Here is a 19,754-nt window from a genome sequence, read left to right as displayed (position 1 = left end):
AAAAAGAATAAATTTCAAATTATCTGCTCTCAAGAGGCTGCCAATTTCTAATTTTTGATCCTTCATAAATTTGTGATGGTCTGAAAATTCTATTTGCTCCAAGTTGCTCTCGCCAGTGAGCCAACCAACCAGCAACTCTGGAAATCGCAAAAACAGGCGTAAACAAATCTCGAGGAATACCAAGCTTTCGGTAAACAAGTCCGGAATAAAAGTCAACATTTGGGAATATACCTTTTGGCCCCAGCTTGGAAATAGCCTCTTCTTCGAGTGCTTTGGCTACTTCATACATTTCATCTTTACCAAATTCCAAGAAAAGTTCTTCTGCGAAGGCTTGTAAAATTGTTGCTCTAGGGTCTTTGACACGATACTCCCTATGCCCAAAGCCCATGATTTTCCTTTTTTTTGCAATTGCATCATTGAGGAATGAAGTGGCTCTATCAGGTCTTCCAATCTCTTCCAGCATTGCTATCACATCTTCATTGGCCCCTCCATGAAGAGGTCCAGCTAATGTGCCAACGGCAGATGCCACAACAGCATACGGATCAGTTAGTGTGCTTGCAGTTACTCTTGCGCTAAATGTACTTGCGTTGAGGCTGTGCTCGGCATGAAGGATTAAACATCTGTCGAAAACTCTTGCTGCAAGAGGATTTGGTTCCTTCTCAGTGAGCATGTATAGGAAATTGGAGGAATAAGGTAAATCATCCTGGGGTTGAATGGGATCATCTCCTTTTCTTATTTGCTCAAAAGCAGCAACCATAGTTGGGATTTTTGCAATTAACCTCACTACTGCGTCGTAGATATATTTTGGATCATCAATTGCCCTTCGAGAATAAAAAAGACCCAGCGATGCAGCACTTGCCTGTAGAGCATCCATAGGATGCCCAGATTCTGGAAAACACTTCAACATATCTCTAATTCGAAAGCTAACTCGTCTATGCATTTGAACGTCTTCTTCAAATTTTCGGAGCTCTTTTGGAGTAGGAAGTTCCCCCCATATCAATAAAAAAGCAGTCTCTAGAAAACTACTTTTTTGGGCTAGTTCAGATATTGGATAACCTCTGTAATTAAGCTTTCCTTCTGATCCATCGATTTCACATATTCCTGATTTCGTCACAGGGACTCCTTCTAAGCCTGGTTTCAGAGCCAAATGTGTTGTTTTTTCTTGTGCGTTATCTATGGCTTTAGCTCCTGCAAAATAATTTTTCTGTTCAATAGGAAAAAATAATTTTCTTTTTGAACTTCATTTTATAGAATTAAGCTAGCTGGTAAATATAATACTTTCAACTTTTTATTAACTTGGTTATAAGTTGATTTTAAATTTAACGAAATCCGGATAATTAATTGTAGGTGTTGCAACCGATATATCAATATTCTTAGGAAAGTCTAATTTATTTCCTAGCATCGTTTTAAGTAAGACATATGGATAAAAATTATTTAAAAATACTTCAGTTTTCTCTTTCCCTAAGTGTATTCTTATGATTTCATTGAAATCGTTAATTTCTTCTTCTCTATCATTGTTCTTTTTATTATCTGCCAGATAATCTTCCTTAGTAAAATTTGAAATAGATGACAGATTTTGACTCCAAAGATATATATCTTTATTCTCTTGGATAATTGCCTCAATACTTTCTTTTAGCTCAACTTTTTCATTCTCAACTGTAGTAAATTTTGACCAAATTTCTAGATTCTTATTTTGAAAATCAAGATTTGAACTTATAAATTTGTCTTGTTTTAAGATATCATTGATCTCTTTTTTATTTGTATCTGATTTGTTCGTCAAAGTTAACCATTCTTTATCGTTTAGCCAAATTAAATTTCCTGTAGTATTTTGGAGAATGATTTTGAATAAATTAGAATAATCATTTGTTATTGCGTTTTGAATAACTGATGTTACTAGCTTTTGAAAAGGATGTTTTGAACTTGATCCGAAATATTGTTTAGGATTATCAATTAATATATAATCATTAAATGATTGCAATTGTTTTTCTTTGTCAATAAAATAATCGTCGAGACCATTGCCTATATTCTCTTTTTTAATATCAAAAGAAAGAATCCCCTCTATAGATAATTGTTTATTTTCAACGTTCATTGATGAAATTAATTTGTTTGCTTTATTTAATTCAAAAATATCTTTTTCCTGACCTATTAGATCAAAAATTTTATTTGGAGACGTTTCAAATAATAAAATACCATCATTCAGATTATCTTTTAACTTTAGATCTTCATACTTTTCTTTTGTGCTTAATTTGTTCATTGCTATTTTATTGATTGACAATTTTAGTATTTCTGGGTTAGATGAAACTAGAATATGATTTTTATTATTCAAAAAGTAAATTGATTGATTTGAATTAATTATTTTTGATTTTGAGATATTTAATTTATTAGAGTAATCAATATTTTCATTAATATTTTTTTCTATTGAAATTGTTTCTAATACATCTTCAGGATTTAAATTTTTGTTTATATCTAAAACTATAAGCCAATCATCAAGAGAACGATTTTTGGTATTAAATAATGCAAAGCTTCCATATTCTCCAACCCATTTTGAAATATCTCTTTCAAAATCAAGACTTATTAATTTTAAGGAGGAATCTCTGATTAAACTTACTTTTTTACTAGTAAGATTTTTATTTATTTTTCCTTGGAAACTAGCTACATAGCTTGGTAGAATTGTTGGATTTATTTTCCAGTGAAAAACTAGTTCAGCATTTTCTGGTATATATTTTGCGGAAATTGGAGTACTATAAGAATTTTGATTTAGTTGACTAACTTCATTAATTTTTTTATTACGCCAGATGAATATTCCTACTGAAAATGATGTAATGATGATCGCAGATATTAGAAAAAATGATAGACGTGATTTCATTTCTTATTATTTGTGCATTTGCATGTTTTTTGAGCTTTGATGTGAGAAAGTTTAGTCTTTATTTTGAATTTTAATTATGAATCAGCATATTCCTTTAAATATATCTCCAAAAGAGTTAAAAAAATTATTAGATGATGATTCTTCTCAAAAACCATTCATTGTAGATGTGAGGGAAGACGATGAAATTACTATTGCTTCATTTTCTTTTTCAGTATTGCATCTACCTTTAAGTAAGGCTGAAAATTGGTCAGGGAAAATAGAAGAACTTTTACCTAAGAATGCTCCTATTGTTGTCGTCTGCCATGCAGGTGTAAGAAGTCTCAATTTTGGTATTTGGCTACTTGAGCAAGGAATCAGAAAAAACGTTTGGAACCTCGCAGGTGGAATCGATGCTTGGAGTAGTGATGTGGATCAATCTGTACCAAGGTACTAATGGTTTTTCAATTTATATTTTTGATCCTAATTTTTCCGCAACTGTATTGACATCTTTATCTCCTCTGCCAGAGCAGTTAATTACTATTTCGGAATTATCATTGAGAGTTGGGCAAAGTTTCTCGAGATATGCAAATGCATGAGAAGTTTCGAGAGCAGGGATAATCCCCTCTAATTGACTAACCAATTGCAGAGCTTCTATTGCTTCACTATCGGTAACAGCTGCATATTCAGCACGTCCTATTTCTTTTAAGTAACTATGCTCTGGCCCTACACCTGGATAATCAAGACCTGCGCTAATGGAATGGGCCTCTTCAACCTGACCATCTTTGTCCTGTAGTAAGAGACTCATGGCTCCATGAAGAACTCCTATCCTTCCTTGAGTGATTGTTGCTGCATGTCGACCAGTTTCAACTCCATCCCCAGCAGCTTCAACTCCAATCATTCGTACACTTTTGTCTTCAATAAAAGAATGAAAAAGGCCCATCGCATTCGATCCGCCACCAACACAAGCTAAAAGGATATCTGGAGACCTGCCAAAAGCTTGGTTGCATTGTTGCTTTGTTTCTTCCCCAATAACTGCATGAAAATCTCTGACCAACATTGGATATGGATGTGGACCAGCAACAGATCCGAGAATATAGTGAGTCGTTTCAACATTGGTAACCCAATCCCGAATAGCTTCGCTTGTCGCATCTTTGAGTGTCGCAGTTCCACTTGTTACTGGTCTAACTGAGGCTCCAAGTAATTGCATTCGGAATACGTTTAATGCTTGTCTTCTCATATCTTCTTTGCCCATATAGATAATGCATTCCAATCCAAAACGAGCGCAAACTGTCGCAGTTGCAACTCCATGTTGACCAGCTCCAGTTTCAGCAATAATTCTTTTTTTTCCCATCCGTATGGCAAGAAGAGCTTGGCCAAGTGCATTATTTATTTTGTGAGCACCTGTGTGATTTAAATCTTCTCTTTTCAGCCAAATACGAGGTCCTTGTAATGTATTTTTTCTATAATGTTCAGATAATCTTTTAGCTTCATAAAGAGGAGTGGATCTTCCTACGTATGTTTGTAGTAAATGATTCAGTTCTGAATTGAATGAAGAGTCTTTCCATGCCTCCTTGGCAGCTTGCTCTAATTCAATAAGCGCAGGTATTAAAGTTTCTGGAACATATTGCCCCCCGTACTTACCAAAACGACCAAGAGCATTTGGCCTTGTTAATGGAGATAAATCCGAATCTTTAAATTGTGTTGGGAGTGTACCTGTCACCTTAGATTAAGAAAATAGTTCCCAGCCTGTAAGAAAGAAAATGTCCAAAGGAGGCTGGAGTGAATTTAATGACCCTTTAAAGACAATAGGGAATGACACTCAAAATAGTGTTACTCCTAAAGGAAAGCGACAAGTTCGTTTAGAAAGAACTCGATCTGGAAAGAAAGGAAAACTTGTTACTGTTATTAAAGGATTGGAATTAAAGCAAGAAGAGGCAAAGACAATTCTTAAGAATCTAAAAATAGCTTGTGGGACAGGAGGCGCTTTGAAAGGTGATTTTCTAGAGTTACAAGGTGATCAAATATCAAAAGCTCAAGATTTTCTTTTCAAAGAGGGTTTTCGACCAAAACAGAGCGGAGGTTGACAATAAACTGTGTCGATCAACATGGAGAATAGTAAACAATTAGTTTGAATTCATGGAACAAAACTCTAAAAGTCCTCTATCAAAAGCCACCAATATAGTTTGGCATCAATCTTCAGTTAATAGAGAAGCTAGATCTCAGCAAAGAGGACATCGCAGCGCAATACTTTGGTTTACAGGTCTATCTGGTTCTGGGAAAAGCACACTAGCCAATGCAGTAAATGTAGCGCTACATGAAAATGGTTATTCAACTTACGTGTTAGATGGTGACAACATCAGACATGGTTTGTGCAAAGACTTAGGTTTTTCAGATCTCGATAGAGAAGAAAATATTAGAAGAATTGGTGAAGTCTCTAAACTTTTTCTTGACGCTGGAATAATTGTTTTAACTGCATTTGTTTCACCATTTAGAGTCGATCGCGACAATGCAAGATCATTAGTTGGAGAAAATGATTTTATAGAAATATATTGTTCAGCTGATTTAAGGATTTGTGAAACAAGAGATACTAAAGGACTTTATGCCAAGGCAAGAAATGGAGACATTAAAGATTTTACTGGGATCTCAAGTCCTTATGAAGATCCTCAGTCTCCAGAATTGAAAATCGATACTGGCAATCTAGAGATTGATCAATGTGTAAATATTGTTATTAATTTGCTTGTTGAAAGAAAGATTATTTCAAAAATTTCTAAGTAAATTAGTAAGTTAATGGAAAATTAATTACATTTTTTCTAGATAAGTTTTAGCTCCAATCTCTTTAAGTGTGTGATCTTTTTTTACGACAAGGTCGTGCAGCTCACATCTGTAGGCGTTTAATTTATTTTTTAATTCAGTATTGTTGATGGCCAAAATTTGAGTAGCTAAAAGGCCAGCATTTAGGCCACCTTCTATGGCAACTGTTGCTACGGGGATGCCTGAGGGCATTTGCAAGATTGAATACATAGAATCTATCCCTGAAAGTGCCTTGCTTTTAACTGGAACGCCTATTACAGGAAGGGTTGTAAGAGATGCGATCATTCCTGGTAGATGAGCAGCCCCGCCAGCCCCAGCAATAATCACTCCAAAACCATTTGATTCTGCCATTTGAGCAAAATCCATCATTTCTTTTGGAGTCCTATGAGCAGACAGAATCCTTACTTCATTAGATATGCCAAATTGATCTAGAATTGCCACCGCAGGCTTAAGAGTTTTAAGATCTGAATCACTACCCATTACTACAGCTACTTGCTTAAATGTATTAGCTTCAGTTAAAGACAATTGTCAATTCTATAAATCTCATTTTTATAATGCCAATTATTTAAGAATTCTGCATTAATTATTTTTAGTTTTTAAGAAATGAGAAAAATTACAAACATTAAAGTACCTCAACCAGATAAAAGCGGAGATGAAAATAATTTATTTTCACTAGTTTTAGATGAACATGGAATTATTCTTTCTATTGATAAAACTTGCAAGAGGGAATCAAGTTATGACGAAGATTGGCATGGAGATTGGCTAAGTCCTAGAGCGATTGATCTTCAAATGAATGGAGGTTTAGGGATCTCATTTACAGATTTAAATTTTAATAAAATACCTAAATTATTAACATTGCTTGATCAACTTTGGCTAGATGGAGTTGAAGGAATTTGTCCAACTTTTGTTAGTTGTTCTCTAGATCAATTTCAATTAGGAATGGAGGTCTTAAAGGAAACGAAAAAATATACTTCAATAAATCGATGTCGACTTCTTGGTGCCCATATGGAAGGACCTTTTTTATGTGAAACATATTCTGGAGCACATGACAAAGGTAGTATTTGTAGACCTAGTATTTCTGCTTTAAATGAGAGGATAAAGGGATTTGAAGACGACATAGCACTAATGACATTGGCACCAGAATTAAAAGGTTCTTTGGATGTAATTTCTCGTCTAAGAGAATTAAATATCGTTGTTTCACTGGGACATTCTTCAGCTGATTTTGATTCAGCGATAAAAGCTTTTAATCATGGTGTGAGCATGATTACGCATACTTTTAATGCAATGAAAGGTTTACATCATCGAGCTATTGGACCTATAGGAGCGGCTGCAAGAAGAGACGATATTTTCCTAGGATTGATAGCTGATGGTGTTCATGTTCATTCAGATATGATTAGGCTTTTAAAGATACTTGCACCAAAGCAAATTGTGTTAGTTAGCGATGCAATATCAGCTTATGGTTTAGGAGATGGATCGTTTAATTGGGATAAACGCTCCATAACAGTAGAAAATGGTTTATGCAGACTTCCAAATGAAACAATTGCAGGATCCACTTTGCCTTTACTTGACGCATGCAAAAAAATAGCAAATTGGATTAATGATCCTTCTGCTGCTATTTGGATGGCAACACTTGCTCCACGTATGGTCTTAAGTCAGAACAAAATGACTGCAAAATCTTTTTTTATTGGAAAAAATATTAAGTCTTTACTTAGATGGAAAATGAATTCTTGTAATCATCAGTTGTCTTGGCAGTTGGCTGCGTAAGATTGGTAAGAGGTAATTATCTGATTAAATGACAACGCAAATTGAGAACAATGAAAAGGCGGAAGTTACTGAATATTTTAATGGGACTGGGTTTGATAGATGGAATCGAATATATAGCGAAAGTGATGATGTAAATAAAGTGCAAAAAAATATAAGGATAGGTCACCAAAAGACAGTTGATGATGTCATTAGTTGGTTGAAAGAGTATGACAATATCAAGGATCAAAGTTTTTGTGATGCTGGCTGTGGTGTTGGTAGTTTAAGTATCCCATTGGCAAAATTGGGTGCTAAATCAATACATTTAAGTGATATTTCTGAAGCCATGATAAACGAGACAAAAAGTAGGGCAAAGGAAGAAGGTTTGGACTTCAATAAGCTGAATTTTCGAACATCTGATTTAGAAAATTTAAAAGGTTCATTTAATACAGTTATTTGCTTAGATGTTTTCATTCACTACCCTCAACAGGAGGCTGAGGCAATGGTGAAACATCTATGTGAATTATCTGATGAGAGATTAATTGTTAGCTTTGCTCCATATACTCCTTTACTAGCCCTTTTGAAAGGTATTGGTCAGCTATTCCCTGGACCAAGTAAAACTACTAGGGCCTATACATTAAGGGAGTCCGGAATTATCGAAGCTGCAAAGCAATCTGGCTTTGAAGTTGTCAAAAGCAAGTTGAATCAAGCTCCTTTTTATTTTTCAAAATTAATAGAATTTGTTAAATCCTAGAGAACTAAAATTTTAATTTATCAAAACACATTTAGGTAACTAAATGATTTTCAAGTGCATATCTAACTAGTTCTGTTCTACTGGAAGTACCGGTTTTAATAAATAATCGACTCACATATTTCTCTACATTGCGGATAGAAGTCTCAAGTTGTCTTGCAATTTCTTTGTTCATTAAACCTTCCGCTACTAGTTGCAAAACGCTTGCCTCTCTTGGGGTGAAATTAGGAATCGAATCATCTTTGCGTGAGTTATTTTTATCCCCATGGCTAAGCATGGATTTTATTTCTGTAATTTGTTTTGCCATTTGGCCAACATCAGCATTCGCAAATCTGGCTGCTTCACTTAATAGTCGCTCTTGCCGCTGAACTACATTCTTAACTCTTGCAACTAGCTCATCTGGATCAAATGGTTTTGGCATGTAGTCGTCTACGCCTGCTTGATACCCCTGAGTCCTATCAGCAGTCATACCTTTAGCAGTAAGGAAAATGACAGGTGTACCTCCAAGTCTTTCATCTTCTCTAATCCTTTTTAAAAGTCCATAACCATCACATCTAGGCATCATGACGTCACTGATAATTACATCAGGGATCATTTCTTGAGCTTTTTCCCATCCCTCTTCTCCATCGACAGCGGTTGTAACTTGAAATCCTTCATCTTCAAGATAAGCCTGAACAGCAGTTCTTAAACCAGGCTCGTCATCGACAAGTAGTATCCTTGGAGTTTGAGAAACTTCTTGTGTTGATGGATTTGGGTCACTCATAAAATTGGACTTCTAGAGCTTTCAGGAGGATATTAACCTTTATTCCTCTCTTATTATTTAGCTTAACGAATGAATCAATGGATAATAAACACCTAATTTTTGATTTTCAGTCTTCAACACCATGTTGTACGAAGGTTGTTGAGGAGATGGCTCCTTATTGGAATGAGTTGTGGGGGAATCCCTCTAATACTAATAATCGATTCGGTGTTTTTGCTTCAGCTGCAGTAGAAGTATCTCGTGAAAAAATAGCTTCATATTTGAATATCAATCCGAAAAGATTAATTTTCACTAGTGGGGCAACAGAGGCGAATAATTTGGGTTTAGTTGGACATGCAAGAGCTAAAGCACAACTGATTGGAAAACCTGGACACATAATTACTGTTTCAACTGAACATCATGCAGTCCTTGATCCGCTTAGGCAGCTTCAAAAAGAAGGGTTTCGCTTGACAGAATTACAACCGAATAAAGAGGGTTTAATTAATGTTGAACAACTTTCTGAAGCTTTTGAAAAAGATACTTTTCTGGTTAGCGTCATGGCTGCAAATAATGAGATAGGGGTTTTGCAACCTATTGGTGAAATTGGGTCTTTTTGTAAGAGAAAGGGAATCGCTTTTCATACTGATGCCGCTCAAGCCTTTGGATACTTAGATTTAGACCCCGATAAATTTCGCATTGATTTGATGAGTTTGAGTGCTCACAAAATCTATGGACCTAAAGGTATTGGGGCTTTGGTGATTAGTGAAGGATTCCCTCTTGAACCATCTCAATATGGAGGAGGTCAGGAGCTTGGATTAAGATCTGGCACGCTCCCTGTCCCGTTAATTGTTGGCTTTGCAAAGGCAGTCGAAATAACAAAAAATGATCAGGATCAGAGGAACAAGAGACTTTTGTTTTTTAGAAACTTATTGTTGAGTGGATTAAAAAAGAATATTTCCGGATTGATAGTTAATGGATCTATTGATCAAAGATTGCCTCATAATCTCAATATCACTTTCCCTGGCGTGAAGGGAAGTCAATTACATGCTCAATTAAGAAGGTTTATTTTTTGTACTAGTGGTTCAGCTTGTAGTAATGGTGATGCTTCTCATGTTCTGCAGCAGATAGGGCTCTGCAAAAAAGATGCTGAAGCATCGATAAGGATGAGTATTGGGAGAAATACTACTGAGAAAGATATCAATAAGGCTATTGATATTATTACAAATATAGTGATTAATCTTAGATAATAATTTAAGCCTAAGTTAAGAGTTTCTTTGCGGAAATTCTTAACTTTGCACTTTTACTTCTTGGATTTAATTCTATCTCTTCTGGGCTTGCTCTGATAGGCTTTTTAGATAGTACTTTCAATCTATTGTCTGTTTTAAAGTTCGATTTTACTCTTCTATCTTCTAGTGAATGAAAACTCATTACCATTAATAATCCACGCTCTAACAACCAGTTTGGAGCTTTTAAAAGTAAACTTTCTAGAGAGTCTAATTCATTATTTACAGCTATTCTTAAAGCCTGAAAAGTTCTTGTTGAGGGATGAATTCGACCATATCTTTGCTTGGGGGGGAAGCATCCTGCAATTGCATAAGAAAGGTCTTGAGTTCCAGAGTATGGCCCATTTTCAGCTAGATCATTTTTTATTTTTCTTGCAATACGCCTAGAGCGTTTTTCTTCGCCTAATTCATATATTAAATCAGCTAGATTTTGCTCAGAGAGAGTTTCAATAAGTTCGGCTGCACTTGAACCCTCTTTGGGATTCATGCGCATATCTATTGGACCATTTAAACGAAAGCTAAAACCTCGTGAAGGCTCATCAAGTTGATGACTACTAACTCCAAGATCCGCTAGGACACCAATAGCTTGTTCGTGAGGTGAAAAGTCTGCGAAGTTTGTAGAGATTATTTCTATTCTTGTCCCGAATTTAATTAATTTTTTTGATGCTGCTTTTATAGCCATTGGGTCTTGATCAAGACCAATAATTTTGATTCCAGGGAAATTTTCGAGTATTTGAGCTGAATGTCCCCCGCCTCCAATGGTGGCATCAATAATTAATCCTTTTTTTGTTAATTCACTTGGTAATTCCTTTAATGATCGAATTATTTCTTTCCCCATTACAGGGATATGATTAAAGTTAGAACTTGAACTAATTGGCACTTCTTTCATAAGTTTTTATTAGTATTTAGACATTGCTTTGTTTGGGCCCTATGACGCAGCTTGAAACGCGTACGGAGCCAATGGTGGTCAACTTTGGGCCACATCATCCATCAATGCATGGGGTATTGCGATTAGTAGTAACCCTTGATGGAGAGGATGTTGTTGATTGTGAACCAGTTATTGGTTACTTGCATCGAGGGATGGAGAAAATTGCTGAGAATAGAACAAACGTTATGTTTGTTCCTTACGTGAGTCGCATGGATTATGCGGCTGGTATGTTTTATGAAGCCATTGTTGTTAATGCCCCTGAGCGTTTAGCAAATATAAAGGTACCCAAGAGAGCAAGTTATATCAGAGCGATAATGCTTGAGTTGAATAGGATCGCTAACCATTTGCTATGGTTAGGTCCATTTTTGGCTGATGTCGGAGCTCAAACTCCTTTCTTTTATATTTTTAGAGAAAGAGAGATGATTTACGATTTATGGGAGGCTGCAACTGGTCAGAGATTGATTAATAATAATTATTTTCGTATTGGTGGCGTTGCATGCGATTTGCCTTGGGGTTGGTTAGAAAAATGCAAAGATTTTTGTGACTGGTTTGGTCCCAAAATTGATGAGTATGAAAAATTGATTACTAATAATCCTATTTTTCGTAGACGTATAGAAGGTTTAGGAGTTATAGGAAAAGAGCAAGCGATTAACTGGAGTCTTTCTGGCCCAATGCTTCGGGCTGCAGGTGTCCCGTGGGATTTGAGAAAGGTAGATCACTATGAATGCTATGACGATTTTGAATGGGATATTGCATGGGAGAAAGAGGGTGATTGTTATGCAAGATATAGAGTTCGTATTGAAGAAATGAGACAATCATTAAAAATATTACGACAAGCTTGTGAGATGATTCCTGGAGGGCCAACAGAAAACCTTGAGGCACAAAGAACAGTTGAGGGAAAAAAAGGTGAATTATCGGGATTTGATTATCAATATGTAGCTAAGAAAGTTGCACCGACTTTTAAGATTCCTAATGGTGAATTATATACACGCCTTGAGTCTGGGAAAGGAGAGATAGGAGTATTTATTCAAGGTAATAATGATGTAACCCCTTGGCGGTTTAAAATTAGAGCAGCTGACTCAAATAATTTGCAGATACTTCCTCACATACTGAAGGGAGCCAAGGTCGCTGACATAATGGCTATCTTAGGTTCGATTGATGTGATTATGGGTTCTGTTGATAGATAGGTTTTTGGACAAGCGTAATCCTAGAGAATGGTTATGTTTGAAACGAACAGTTCGTTTTGGTGAGACAGATGCTGCTGGTGTGGTTCACTTTCTTGAATTATTTAGATGGTGTCATGAAACTTGGGAAGAAAGTTTAGAAAAATATGGAATAGCTTTGAAAGATATTTTTCCTACAAACGAAATCAATACAAGCCAACTAGATGTAGCTTTACCAGTTGTTCATTGTGAAGCAAATTATTTTCAACCACTTTATGTTGGAGATACTATAAATATTGAACTGAATACAGAGAAGATAAATGAGTCTTCATTCATACTTCGATTTAAATTTAAAAAGAATGGAGAGCAAATCGGTACGACAAATATAAAACATGTATCGATAAATCCAATTACTAGAAAAAAATGTGCATTATCTAAGCAAATAAATTTGTGGCTTTATGAATCTAGTTTGAATTTTTAGTTAATAGGTCTATTAAAGGCTATCCAATCTTGCCATTTTTTTATTTCCCATTTTTTATTGATATTTCTTGAAAGTTTTGGACAATCGTACCATTTCATTGGTTTTTTGGATGGTTGCCAGTCTTCTATGAGATCATTCAGAAGTGAGATTATTGGATATCTGTTGAGTTCTTTCTTTTTGAATTTTGTTAAGGCAACTAAACGTTGTCCCCATTTCTTGTCACTAACTCCTAGTACAAAAATGTCTTTAATTGGGATTTGATTTTTCGAGATTATTTTCATTAATTCCATTTCGATATCTTCTGGAAAAATCGTTTCACCGCCCGAATTTATAGCTGAATCTTTTCTACCTAGGATTTGTATTGCTTTTCTATTGTCGAGAGTGATGTATTGCGCTAGATCGCCTGCTTCCCACCATCCATTTGAGTCTTTAATTGATTCGAATTTATCATTCTTCCATTTTGAAGTTGCAAGTCTACTGGTTTTAATTTTAAGTGAATTTCTTTTGTTGATTTCTATCTCAACATCTTCGAGAGGGAATCCAACACTATTACTTCCATTTAAAAAGTCTTTAGGACTCAGACAAGTCACCATTGCTACTGTTTCGGTGGCCCCATAACAAGGAGCTATATTAATAGACTTTCTGCGTGCTTTTTCAGCAAGGTCTATAGGGATGGAAGCTCCTCCAACCCATATTATAGCAAGGGATTGAAGCCATTTCAAACCATCAGTATTATTAATTAAAGATAATAATTGGGTTGGAACTAGGGATGTAATCAATGGACGTCTATATTTCTTAGTTAACTCTTCACTAAACTGCTTAAGTTGAAGTGGTTTATGCATTATAGAATTTGAAATCCAGTAATACCCAGATCCCCAAGTCTTATGTCTCCACCAAGGCATGAAACCACTTATATGGTGCAAAGGTAGTGAATTGAGAATGATGCATTCATTTGGCTTAAGGTCATGATTTTTTAACCACTTTCCGGTTGATAAAGCCGAATTAGTTAGATTTTTAAGTGATTGTAAACAAAGATTTGGCCCTCCAAGGCTGCCCCCGCTTGAAATGATTATTCCTTCTCCTTCAGGTAAGGTTGACGATGTGGGGATTTTCGTATGATCTTTTGGAGGCGCTAGATATACCCAGTTATGTTTTTCAAAATTCTTTAAAATTTCTTTTGAACAGTCCAGGTTTTTTTCAGGAATACATTCTACAACTGCAATTTTGGTCATACGGCTTCCCAGACTAATTTTGGATTGTTGTTAAAGAGTGGGCCTTTGGGGCACCATCCAGGTGCAAGTCCAGGTGCACAAGGATTTCCTCCTTTGACTTGCCTGGCAGCGAGGTGATTAACCCACCTTCTCCCAATACCAGTTTCAAAAGCTGTGCTTATGACTGTTTGACTATTTTCTTGTTCTATTTCTTTTAACAGTAATCTCGGATCACCATCTAATGCAGGGCGACGTATTTGCCAACTTTTCCATGTTTTTCGTAAATATGGAAATTCAACTAAAGATTCATCTAGTGCGATTGGAATTTGATTGGCTAATGAAAATAAACCTTCAATATCTTTTGATGGGAGTGGCTGTTCAATCCATTCCAAACGAGGTTCGTTTTTGAGTTCGTTAATCCATTCTTGTGCTTTTTGGCGACTCCAACCTCCATTTGGATCAATTCTAAGTTTAAAATTATTTGGTAAAATGTCTAAGATTTTTTGTAATGTTTTTTCTTCCTTAAAGTTATTTTCTAGGTGAGATACTTTCCATTTTATTGTACAAGAACTTTTCTTGTCATTTGATTCATCTACATATTTAATTATTGACTCTAATGGATCAATATCTGTCGGTAAAAGATAAGCTGATTTTACGACGTCAAAACCTTCAAGATTTAACTTCCTTTGAGTGAGATTTTCTAAATCGGCTAAGCAGGATCCTAATCCGAAAGCAAGGGCTCCTGGTAATTCAAATAAATAATTTTCTATTGAATCTTTTGTAGTTTGTTTCCCAATAAAATCAAGACTTTCTATACTTTTTTGTAATTCCTTTTTCTCAATAGGTGAAACTTCCCCCCATCCGTAATTTCCATTTGAGTCTTTTATTTGCAACAATAAACCTACCTTGTTATGAATAATTCCTTGCGAGGTTGTTAACTTTCTTGTTAGTTGAAATGTAAATGGCTTGATATTAATTATTAATTTCATGATTCAATAAAATCAAAAATTAATTATAAAAAAATGAGGATATCGCAAAACCTATACTCAAGCATAAACCATTAATTGTCTGAAAGCGTAAAGCTAAAAACTTACTGTTTTTAATACGCTTAGGTTGGTTGTGATGTCTTTTAATTAATTTAATAAGATCTATACCTGAAGGAAGGCTAATTAAACATATAAGAGTCGTTATTGGCCATAATCCAAGTAGTACAGGTAATAATTCTAATAAAAATATTAGACCAACAAACCACGGTAAAAATTCTGCCGCTCGATGAGTGCCTAAAATAACTAAGGGTGATTTTTTACCGACAGCAGCATCTTGATTGATTTGATGAAAATGCGAACAGAATAGAACTAAAGTGGTCGCCATCGCTGGACCTGCTCCAACCATCAGTGCTGTTCCCCAGGGGATGGTATGAAAATTGGATTTTGGAGAAACAACAATTAGTGCTGCAGCTGTAGCAAGTGGGCCAAAGGCAATCCAGCAGAGGGGTTCTCCCAACCCCTTATATCCCAGCCTAAATGGTGGCCCTTGATATAAATATCCAAGGAAACAACAAAGTAAGACCAAAAAAAGTACTGTTATTTTACTTTTTAGAGCAAGGATAAATATGATAAATAAACCAAAAAAAAGAGAAAAATATGCAACTCGACTTACAGTGGTTTTATTACCTGTTAAAGCTACTACAGAGTGGAATTTGTATTTGTCAACTCCAGTTTCATCGTCAAAAAGATCATTGGTAAGATTCTCCCAAAGCAAAATCAAGATAGAGGCAATTAGAAAACCGATGAATTGCCCCAGACGAATATTGTCGCTATTCCCTAGTACCCATGCTGCAGATAAAATTACAGGCATTATTGCGACTGAATATAATGGCCACTTTATTGCGGCTTGCCAAAGCTGTTTCTTTTCAGTTCTAGAAGATTTCACTGATAAAATAACCTGTTCTGTTTTTTTCTTGTTTCCTTCCTTAAGCCTAGGCAGCAGTTCATGTATTGGTTTATTTGTGTCTAAAGGCTCTAATTGGTTATGAATTTAGAACCCGTCTTTAGTGAGCTTTTAGTTAGTTCTCTTCGGAACTGGAGTGAACGAAATGTTGATGAATGTATCTTGAGCATTTCTGTTCCTGTAAGCCAAGCAGACCCTTTAACGACATTACCTTTAATTGCTGAAAAACATCAGTTTAGATTTCTTTGGGATCTATCTCCCGGATTGTGCATTTCTGCTGGAGGACATTGTCAATCTTTGGATTTATCTGGACCAAAGAGGTTTGAAAATGCACAAAGGTTTAGTGATGAGATTTTTACTCGATTGATAGATATTTCTCCAAGTCCAGAATTTTCAGCATCAAAGATTCTATTTTCATTCTCTTTTTTTGATCAAATTAAGAGTAATGAAAAATCAATTGATGATCAATTTTCCCTGCAGGCGGTTTTGCCTAAGTGGCAATTAACTGCAAAAGATGGATTGACATGGTTACGTTTGAATTCAGTTGCCCTAAATCCTTCAGATGTTCGTGAATCAGTAGAAAGATTATGGTCAATTCGAGAAAAGATAAATAGATCACCAGTCCGAATTTCCCATGATGTAAAAGAAAATTTCTTAGTCGATAATTGTTCTAATGATTGGAAATCTCAATATCGAGATGCCTTGGCTAAAGGGATCGAATTAATCAATGCAGGTGATTTGGATAAGCTTGTATTGGCTACAAGACAACGCCTTTTACTCGGGAAACCATTAGATCCGCTGAACTTACTTGCTCGCCTAAGAGTTCAGCAAACTAATAGTTGTCGATTCCTATGGCAAAAAAATCATGATGAGTCATTTTTTGGGGCATCACCTGAGAGATTGATAAGTCTCAATCATAATCAATTACTAATCGATGCTTTGGCTGGTACTGCAAAAAAGGGTGATGATGGGAAAGAATTACTTGCATCTTCTAAAGATTTAAGAGAACACCATTTTGTAGTTAACTCTATTGTCGAACAACTTTTAAGAAAAGGTATTAAAGCAAGTTATTCCCCTCAACCAAAATTAATGACTCAGGGCCATTTAATTCATTTGCATACTCTTATTCAAGCGTGTGTCAAAGAAAAATCTCCTCTTGACTTAGTTGAAGCTCTTCATCCAACTCCTGCAGTTGCCGGATTACCTTTGAGTAAATCTTTGAGTTGGTTGCGAGCTTTGGAACCATTTGACCGTCAAACATATGCTTCTCCAATTGGATGGATAGATAAAAATCAAAATTCAGAATTTAGGGTGGCCATTCGTTACGGACATGTGAAAGGCTATGAACTTAAATTATTTGCTGGTGCTGGTCTAGTAAAAGGCTCAACTGTTGAGGGTGAACTGCAAGAGGTGGCTTTGAAATTTGAAGTTTTAAGAAATCAATTAAACTTAGATCGGGTTAATTGTTCAAATGATCTATAAGATAATTAATTACTTGATCTGCTAAGGGAATATCCATTAGATTTTCTACTTCTTTAATGCCAGTTGGACTCGTAACATTAATCTCACTAAGCATCCCTCCAATAACATCTATACCAACAAAAAAGAGCCCTTCATCTTTTAAAGCAGGCTTTATATGATCGCATATCTCTATTTCTTTAGGAGTTAATTTAGTTATCTCAGCTTTTCCACCTAAAGCGAGGTTGCTTCTAAAGTCTCCTTTTTTGGGACGTCTATTAATTGCACCTAATGGCTCTCCATTAACCAAAAGTATTCTTTTGTCACCATTTATTACTTCTGGTAAAAATTGTTGCATCATCACTGGTAAATGTTCTTGTGAAGTAACCAGTTCGAGTAATGCCTCTAAGCCTGGAGCATCTTTTGCAATTCGTATAACTCCTTGTCCACCTTTCCCTCCTAGTGGCTTCAAAACAACTTCTCCGTACTCTTTTGCAAATGTAATGAGTTGTTCCACCCTACTCGCCACAAGAGTGGGAGCCATTAAATCACTAAACCTTAAAGCTCCTAACTTTTCATTCCAAGCTCTCAGTGATGCAGGTTTATTAATTACATTGACACCATCTCTTTCTGCAACTTCTAATAAATGAGTTGCATATAAGAAAGCCTCATCAACAGGAGGATCTTTGCGCATCCAAATGCATGAGAAATCTCTTAAAGGAAGGCTTTGAGATGAATGGACAGTGATCCATGGTTCACAATTGACTTTATTAGCAACTACCCATGCATCGTCCCCTCGGGCTTGCAGGTCCGAGGGAGTACAAATCCAAACATCTATGTTGGCTCTAGATGCGGCTTGCATAAGTGCTGCTGATGAATCCTTGTTGGGATTAATATTTTCAATTGGATCTAGAACAAATAGTTGCTTCATGAATCAATTCCCAATTCCAATCAGTTCATTTAATTTGTTATTACTCTCAAGTTCATAGAGTTCGTCGCAACCTCCAATACTTTCTCCATTAATAAAAATTTGTGGAACAGTTCTGCGACCTCCTGCTCTTTCAGACATTTTTGTTCTTGCATCATTGTCTCCATCAATAGAATATTCTTTGAACTGGACTCCTTTTTCATTTAGCAGTGCTTTTGCACGTAGGCAAAATGGGCAAAATCTCCAAGTGTATATTTCCACTGTAGGGATGCCTGAATCGTGAATTGATCTGTTCATTTATAGTTTTTGGGTTGATATGCTGATAACTTTTAATGTATTGATTCTATTACCTCGTTTGCAAGACCTGACAGATTTTAAAAGAGACCTTTCTTTATTGACTGATCGCCTGGGTGCAGCCCAGGATTGTCTTTGACGAAACTGCATTGCTAGCTAGAAAAAAGGATTTAGAGCAAGTTGCATCGCAACCTGAATTTTGGAACGATCCCAAAAATGCACAAAAACAGATGCGTCAACTTGATGAGGTTAAAGCAGAGTTAGAAAAACTCATTACATGGAGAGGTGCTATTGAGGATGCACATCTTTCGTTAGAGCTTTATGAGTTAGACCCTGATGAAGAAATGCTTGCGGAGGCTCACCATGGACTTGAGAAATTAAAGCAAGAACTTGAACGTTGGGAGATGGAGCGTCTCTTGAGTGGCACCTATGATAAGGAGGGTGCAGTTCTCTCAATTAATGCTGGTGCTGGCGGAACTGATGCCCAAGATTGGGCCCAAATGCTTCTACGGATGTACACCCGTTGGGCTGAAAACAATGGTATGAAAGTAATTATTAATGAACTTTCTGAGGGAGAGGAAGCGGGAATCAAAAGTGTCACCATCGAGATAGAGGGTGTATACGCATATGGTTTTTTACAAAATGAAAAAGGGACCCATCGTTTAGTAAGAATTTCCCCTTTCAATGCAAATGGAAAGCGACAAACCAGTTTTGCTGGAGTTGAAGTCATGCCTAAACTTGATGAAGAGGTTGAACTTGAAATCCCTGAAAAAGATTTAGAAATCACGACAAGTCGCTCAGGTGGTGCAGGAGGACAAAATGTAAATAAAGTTGAGACTGCAGTTCGGATTCTTCATGTGCCTACGGGTATTGCCGTTCGATGTACACAAGAAAGATCTCAGCTTCAAAATAAAGACAAAGCAATGGCTCTACTAAAATCAAAATTGATGGTAATAGCAGTTGAGCAAAGGGCTGCAGAGATTGCTGATATTCGAGGGGATATTGTTGAGGCTGCGTGGGGCAATCAAATTAGGAATTATGTTTTTCACCCATACCAAATGGTAAAAGACTTACGCACTGAACAAGAGACAACAGATGTAGATTCAGTCATGAATGGGGAAATAGATATTTTTATTCAGTCTCTTTTAAGGCAAAATATTGAAGAAGCATAA

At 36.0% G+C, this 19,754-nt stretch carries 21 protein-coding genes; 10 read left to right on the top strand and 11 right to left on the bottom strand.

The features are described 5' to 3' along the window. Positions 1–19: 19 nt before the first annotated feature. A complete protein-coding gene (locus SIB75_RS10035; protein WP_413683183.1) occupies positions 20–1,147 on the bottom strand; it encodes a citrate synthase in 1,128 nt (375 codons plus the stop codon). Positions 1,148–1,300: 153 nt separating this feature from the next. Then, positions 1,301–2,866, bottom strand: coding sequence for a DUF3352 domain-containing protein (locus tag SIB75_RS10030; protein WP_413683181.1), 1,566 nt, complete (start codon positions 2,864–2,866; stop codon positions 1,301–1,303). 76 nt (positions 2,867–2,942) lie between these two features. On the opposite strand from SIB75_RS10030, the gene SIB75_RS10025 reads away from it, so the two are divergent. Further along, entirely contained in the window at positions 2,943–3,299 is a 357-nt protein-coding gene (locus SIB75_RS10025) for a rhodanese-like domain-containing protein (protein ID WP_413683179.1), read from the top strand. 12 nt (positions 3,300–3,311) lie between these two features. Here the strand turns inward: SIB75_RS10025 and trpB are convergent, their stop codons facing one another. Further along, positions 3,312–4,565: a tryptophan synthase subunit beta gene (trpB, locus tag SIB75_RS10020; RefSeq protein ID WP_413683177.1), complete on the bottom strand. Its 1,254-nt coding sequence runs from the start codon at positions 4,563–4,565 to the stop codon at positions 3,312–3,314. A gap of 40 nt (positions 4,566–4,605) precedes the next feature. Between trpB and SIB75_RS10015 the strand changes: the two genes are divergently transcribed. Both SIB75_RS10015 and cysC read left to right on the top strand, forming a co-directional pair. Beyond that, positions 4,606–4,929 (top strand): translation initiation factor, encoded by a 324-nt coding sequence (locus SIB75_RS10015; protein ID WP_413683175.1) that lies wholly within the window; start codon positions 4,606–4,608, stop codon positions 4,927–4,929. A 52-nt stretch (positions 4,930–4,981) separates the two neighbouring features. Then, on the top strand, positions 4,982–5,620 hold the full coding sequence (gene cysC / locus SIB75_RS10010; protein WP_413683173.1) for an adenylyl-sulfate kinase: 639 nt from the start codon (positions 4,982–4,984) through the stop codon (positions 5,618–5,620). 24 nt (positions 5,621–5,644) lie between these two features. On the opposite strand, the gene purE is transcribed toward cysC, so the two are convergent. Then, a complete protein-coding gene (purE, locus tag SIB75_RS10005) occupies positions 5,645–6,181 on the bottom strand; it encodes a 5-(carboxyamino)imidazole ribonucleotide mutase (RefSeq protein WP_413683171.1) in 537 nt (178 codons plus the stop codon). Positions 6,182–6,259: 78 nt separating this feature from the next. Here purE and SIB75_RS10000 point away from each other — a divergent pair, with 78 nt between their 5' ends. Beyond that, positions 6,260–7,420: an N-acetylglucosamine-6-phosphate deacetylase gene (locus tag SIB75_RS10000; protein WP_413683169.1), complete on the top strand. Its 1,161-nt coding sequence runs from the start codon at positions 6,260–6,262 to the stop codon at positions 7,418–7,420. A 28-nt stretch (positions 7,421–7,448) separates the two neighbouring features. Then, positions 7,449–8,150, top strand: coding sequence for a magnesium protoporphyrin IX methyltransferase (gene bchM / locus SIB75_RS09995; RefSeq protein WP_413683168.1), 702 nt, complete (start codon positions 7,449–7,451; stop codon positions 8,148–8,150). Between the two features lie 31 nt (positions 8,151–8,181). Here bchM and SIB75_RS09990 read toward each other — a convergent pair whose 3' ends face one another. Beyond that, entirely contained in the window at positions 8,182–8,910 is a 729-nt protein-coding gene (locus SIB75_RS09990; RefSeq protein ID WP_413683167.1) for a response regulator transcription factor, read from the bottom strand. Between the two features lie 77 nt (positions 8,911–8,987). Between SIB75_RS09990 and SIB75_RS09985 the strand changes: the two genes are divergently transcribed. Next, a complete protein-coding gene (locus SIB75_RS09985) occupies positions 8,988–10,133 on the top strand; it encodes a cysteine desulfurase family protein (RefSeq protein WP_413683165.1) in 1,146 nt (381 codons plus the stop codon). Positions 10,134–10,143: 10 nt separating this feature from the next. Here SIB75_RS09985 and rsmH read toward each other — a convergent pair whose 3' ends face one another. After that, entirely contained in the window at positions 10,144–11,058 is a 915-nt protein-coding gene (gene rsmH, locus SIB75_RS09980) for a 16S rRNA (cytosine(1402)-N(4))-methyltransferase RsmH (protein ID WP_413683164.1), read from the bottom strand. 41 nt (positions 11,059–11,099) lie between these two features. Here rsmH and SIB75_RS09975 point away from each other — a divergent pair, with 41 nt between their 5' ends. After that, the gene (locus SIB75_RS09975; RefSeq protein WP_413683163.1) at positions 11,100–12,284 is read left to right on the top strand and encodes an NAD(P)H-quinone oxidoreductase subunit H; all 1,185 of its coding nucleotides are present in this window, start codon (positions 11,100–11,102) and stop codon (positions 12,282–12,284) included. Positions 12,285–12,288: 4 nt separating this feature from the next. Next, positions 12,289–12,741, top strand: a complete 453-nt coding sequence (locus tag SIB75_RS09970) for an acyl-CoA thioesterase (protein ID WP_413683162.1) — start codon at positions 12,289–12,291, stop codon at positions 12,739–12,741. Here the strand turns inward: SIB75_RS09970 and SIB75_RS09965 are convergent. Genes SIB75_RS09965 through menA form a run of 3 tightly spaced genes read right to left on the bottom strand, consistent with a single transcriptional unit; the run spans position 12,738 to position 15,884 of the window. After that, positions 12,738–13,973, bottom strand: a complete 1,236-nt coding sequence (locus SIB75_RS09965; RefSeq protein ID WP_413683160.1) for an AMP-binding protein — start codon at positions 13,971–13,973, stop codon at positions 12,738–12,740. The genes SIB75_RS09970 and SIB75_RS09965 overlap by 4 nt on opposite strands. Then, positions 13,970–14,941, bottom strand: coding sequence for an o-succinylbenzoate synthase (locus SIB75_RS09960; protein ID WP_413683159.1), 972 nt, complete (start codon positions 14,939–14,941; stop codon positions 13,970–13,972). The genes SIB75_RS09965 and SIB75_RS09960 overlap by 4 nt, the downstream gene beginning before the upstream one ends. A gap of 19 nt (positions 14,942–14,960) precedes the next feature. Then, on the bottom strand, positions 14,961–15,884 hold the full coding sequence (gene menA, locus SIB75_RS09955) for a 2-carboxy-1,4-naphthoquinone phytyltransferase (RefSeq protein WP_413683158.1): 924 nt from the start codon (positions 15,882–15,884) through the stop codon (positions 14,961–14,963). A 99-nt stretch (positions 15,885–15,983) separates the two neighbouring features. Here menA and SIB75_RS09950 point away from each other — a divergent pair, with 99 nt between their 5' ends. After that, positions 15,984–17,384, top strand: a complete 1,401-nt coding sequence (locus tag SIB75_RS09950; RefSeq protein ID WP_413683157.1) for an isochorismate synthase — start codon at positions 15,984–15,986, stop codon at positions 17,382–17,384. Here SIB75_RS09950 and gshB read toward each other — a convergent pair. Both gshB and grxC read right to left on the bottom strand, forming a co-directional pair. Next, positions 17,362–18,291: a glutathione synthase gene (gene gshB, locus SIB75_RS09945; protein WP_413683156.1), complete on the bottom strand. Its 930-nt coding sequence runs from the start codon at positions 18,289–18,291 to the stop codon at positions 17,362–17,364. The two genes, SIB75_RS09950 and gshB, sit on opposite strands and share 23 nt — an antisense overlap. A gap of 3 nt (positions 18,292–18,294) precedes the next feature. Further along, positions 18,295–18,585 carry a glutaredoxin 3 gene (gene grxC / locus SIB75_RS09940; RefSeq protein WP_413389685.1) on the bottom strand — a complete coding sequence of 97 codons (291 nt, stop codon included), beginning with the start codon at positions 18,583–18,585 and terminating at the stop codon, positions 18,295–18,297. 58 nt (positions 18,586–18,643) lie between these two features. Here grxC and prfB point away from each other — a divergent pair. Then, positions 18,644–19,754 (top strand): peptide chain release factor 2 gene (prfB, locus tag SIB75_RS09935; protein WP_413684857.1). Its coding sequence is split into 2 segments (ribosomal slippage): positions 18,644–18,718 and positions 18,720–19,754, totalling 1,110 coding nucleotides; the frame shifts between segments, so codons are not numbered across the junction.

The organism is Prochlorococcus sp. MIT 1011 (genome assembly GCF_047305235.1).
Lineage (GTDB): Bacteria > Cyanobacteriota > Cyanobacteriia > PCC-6307 > Cyanobiaceae > Prochlorococcus_B.
This window is presented reverse-complemented; position numbering and strand designations above follow the sequence as displayed.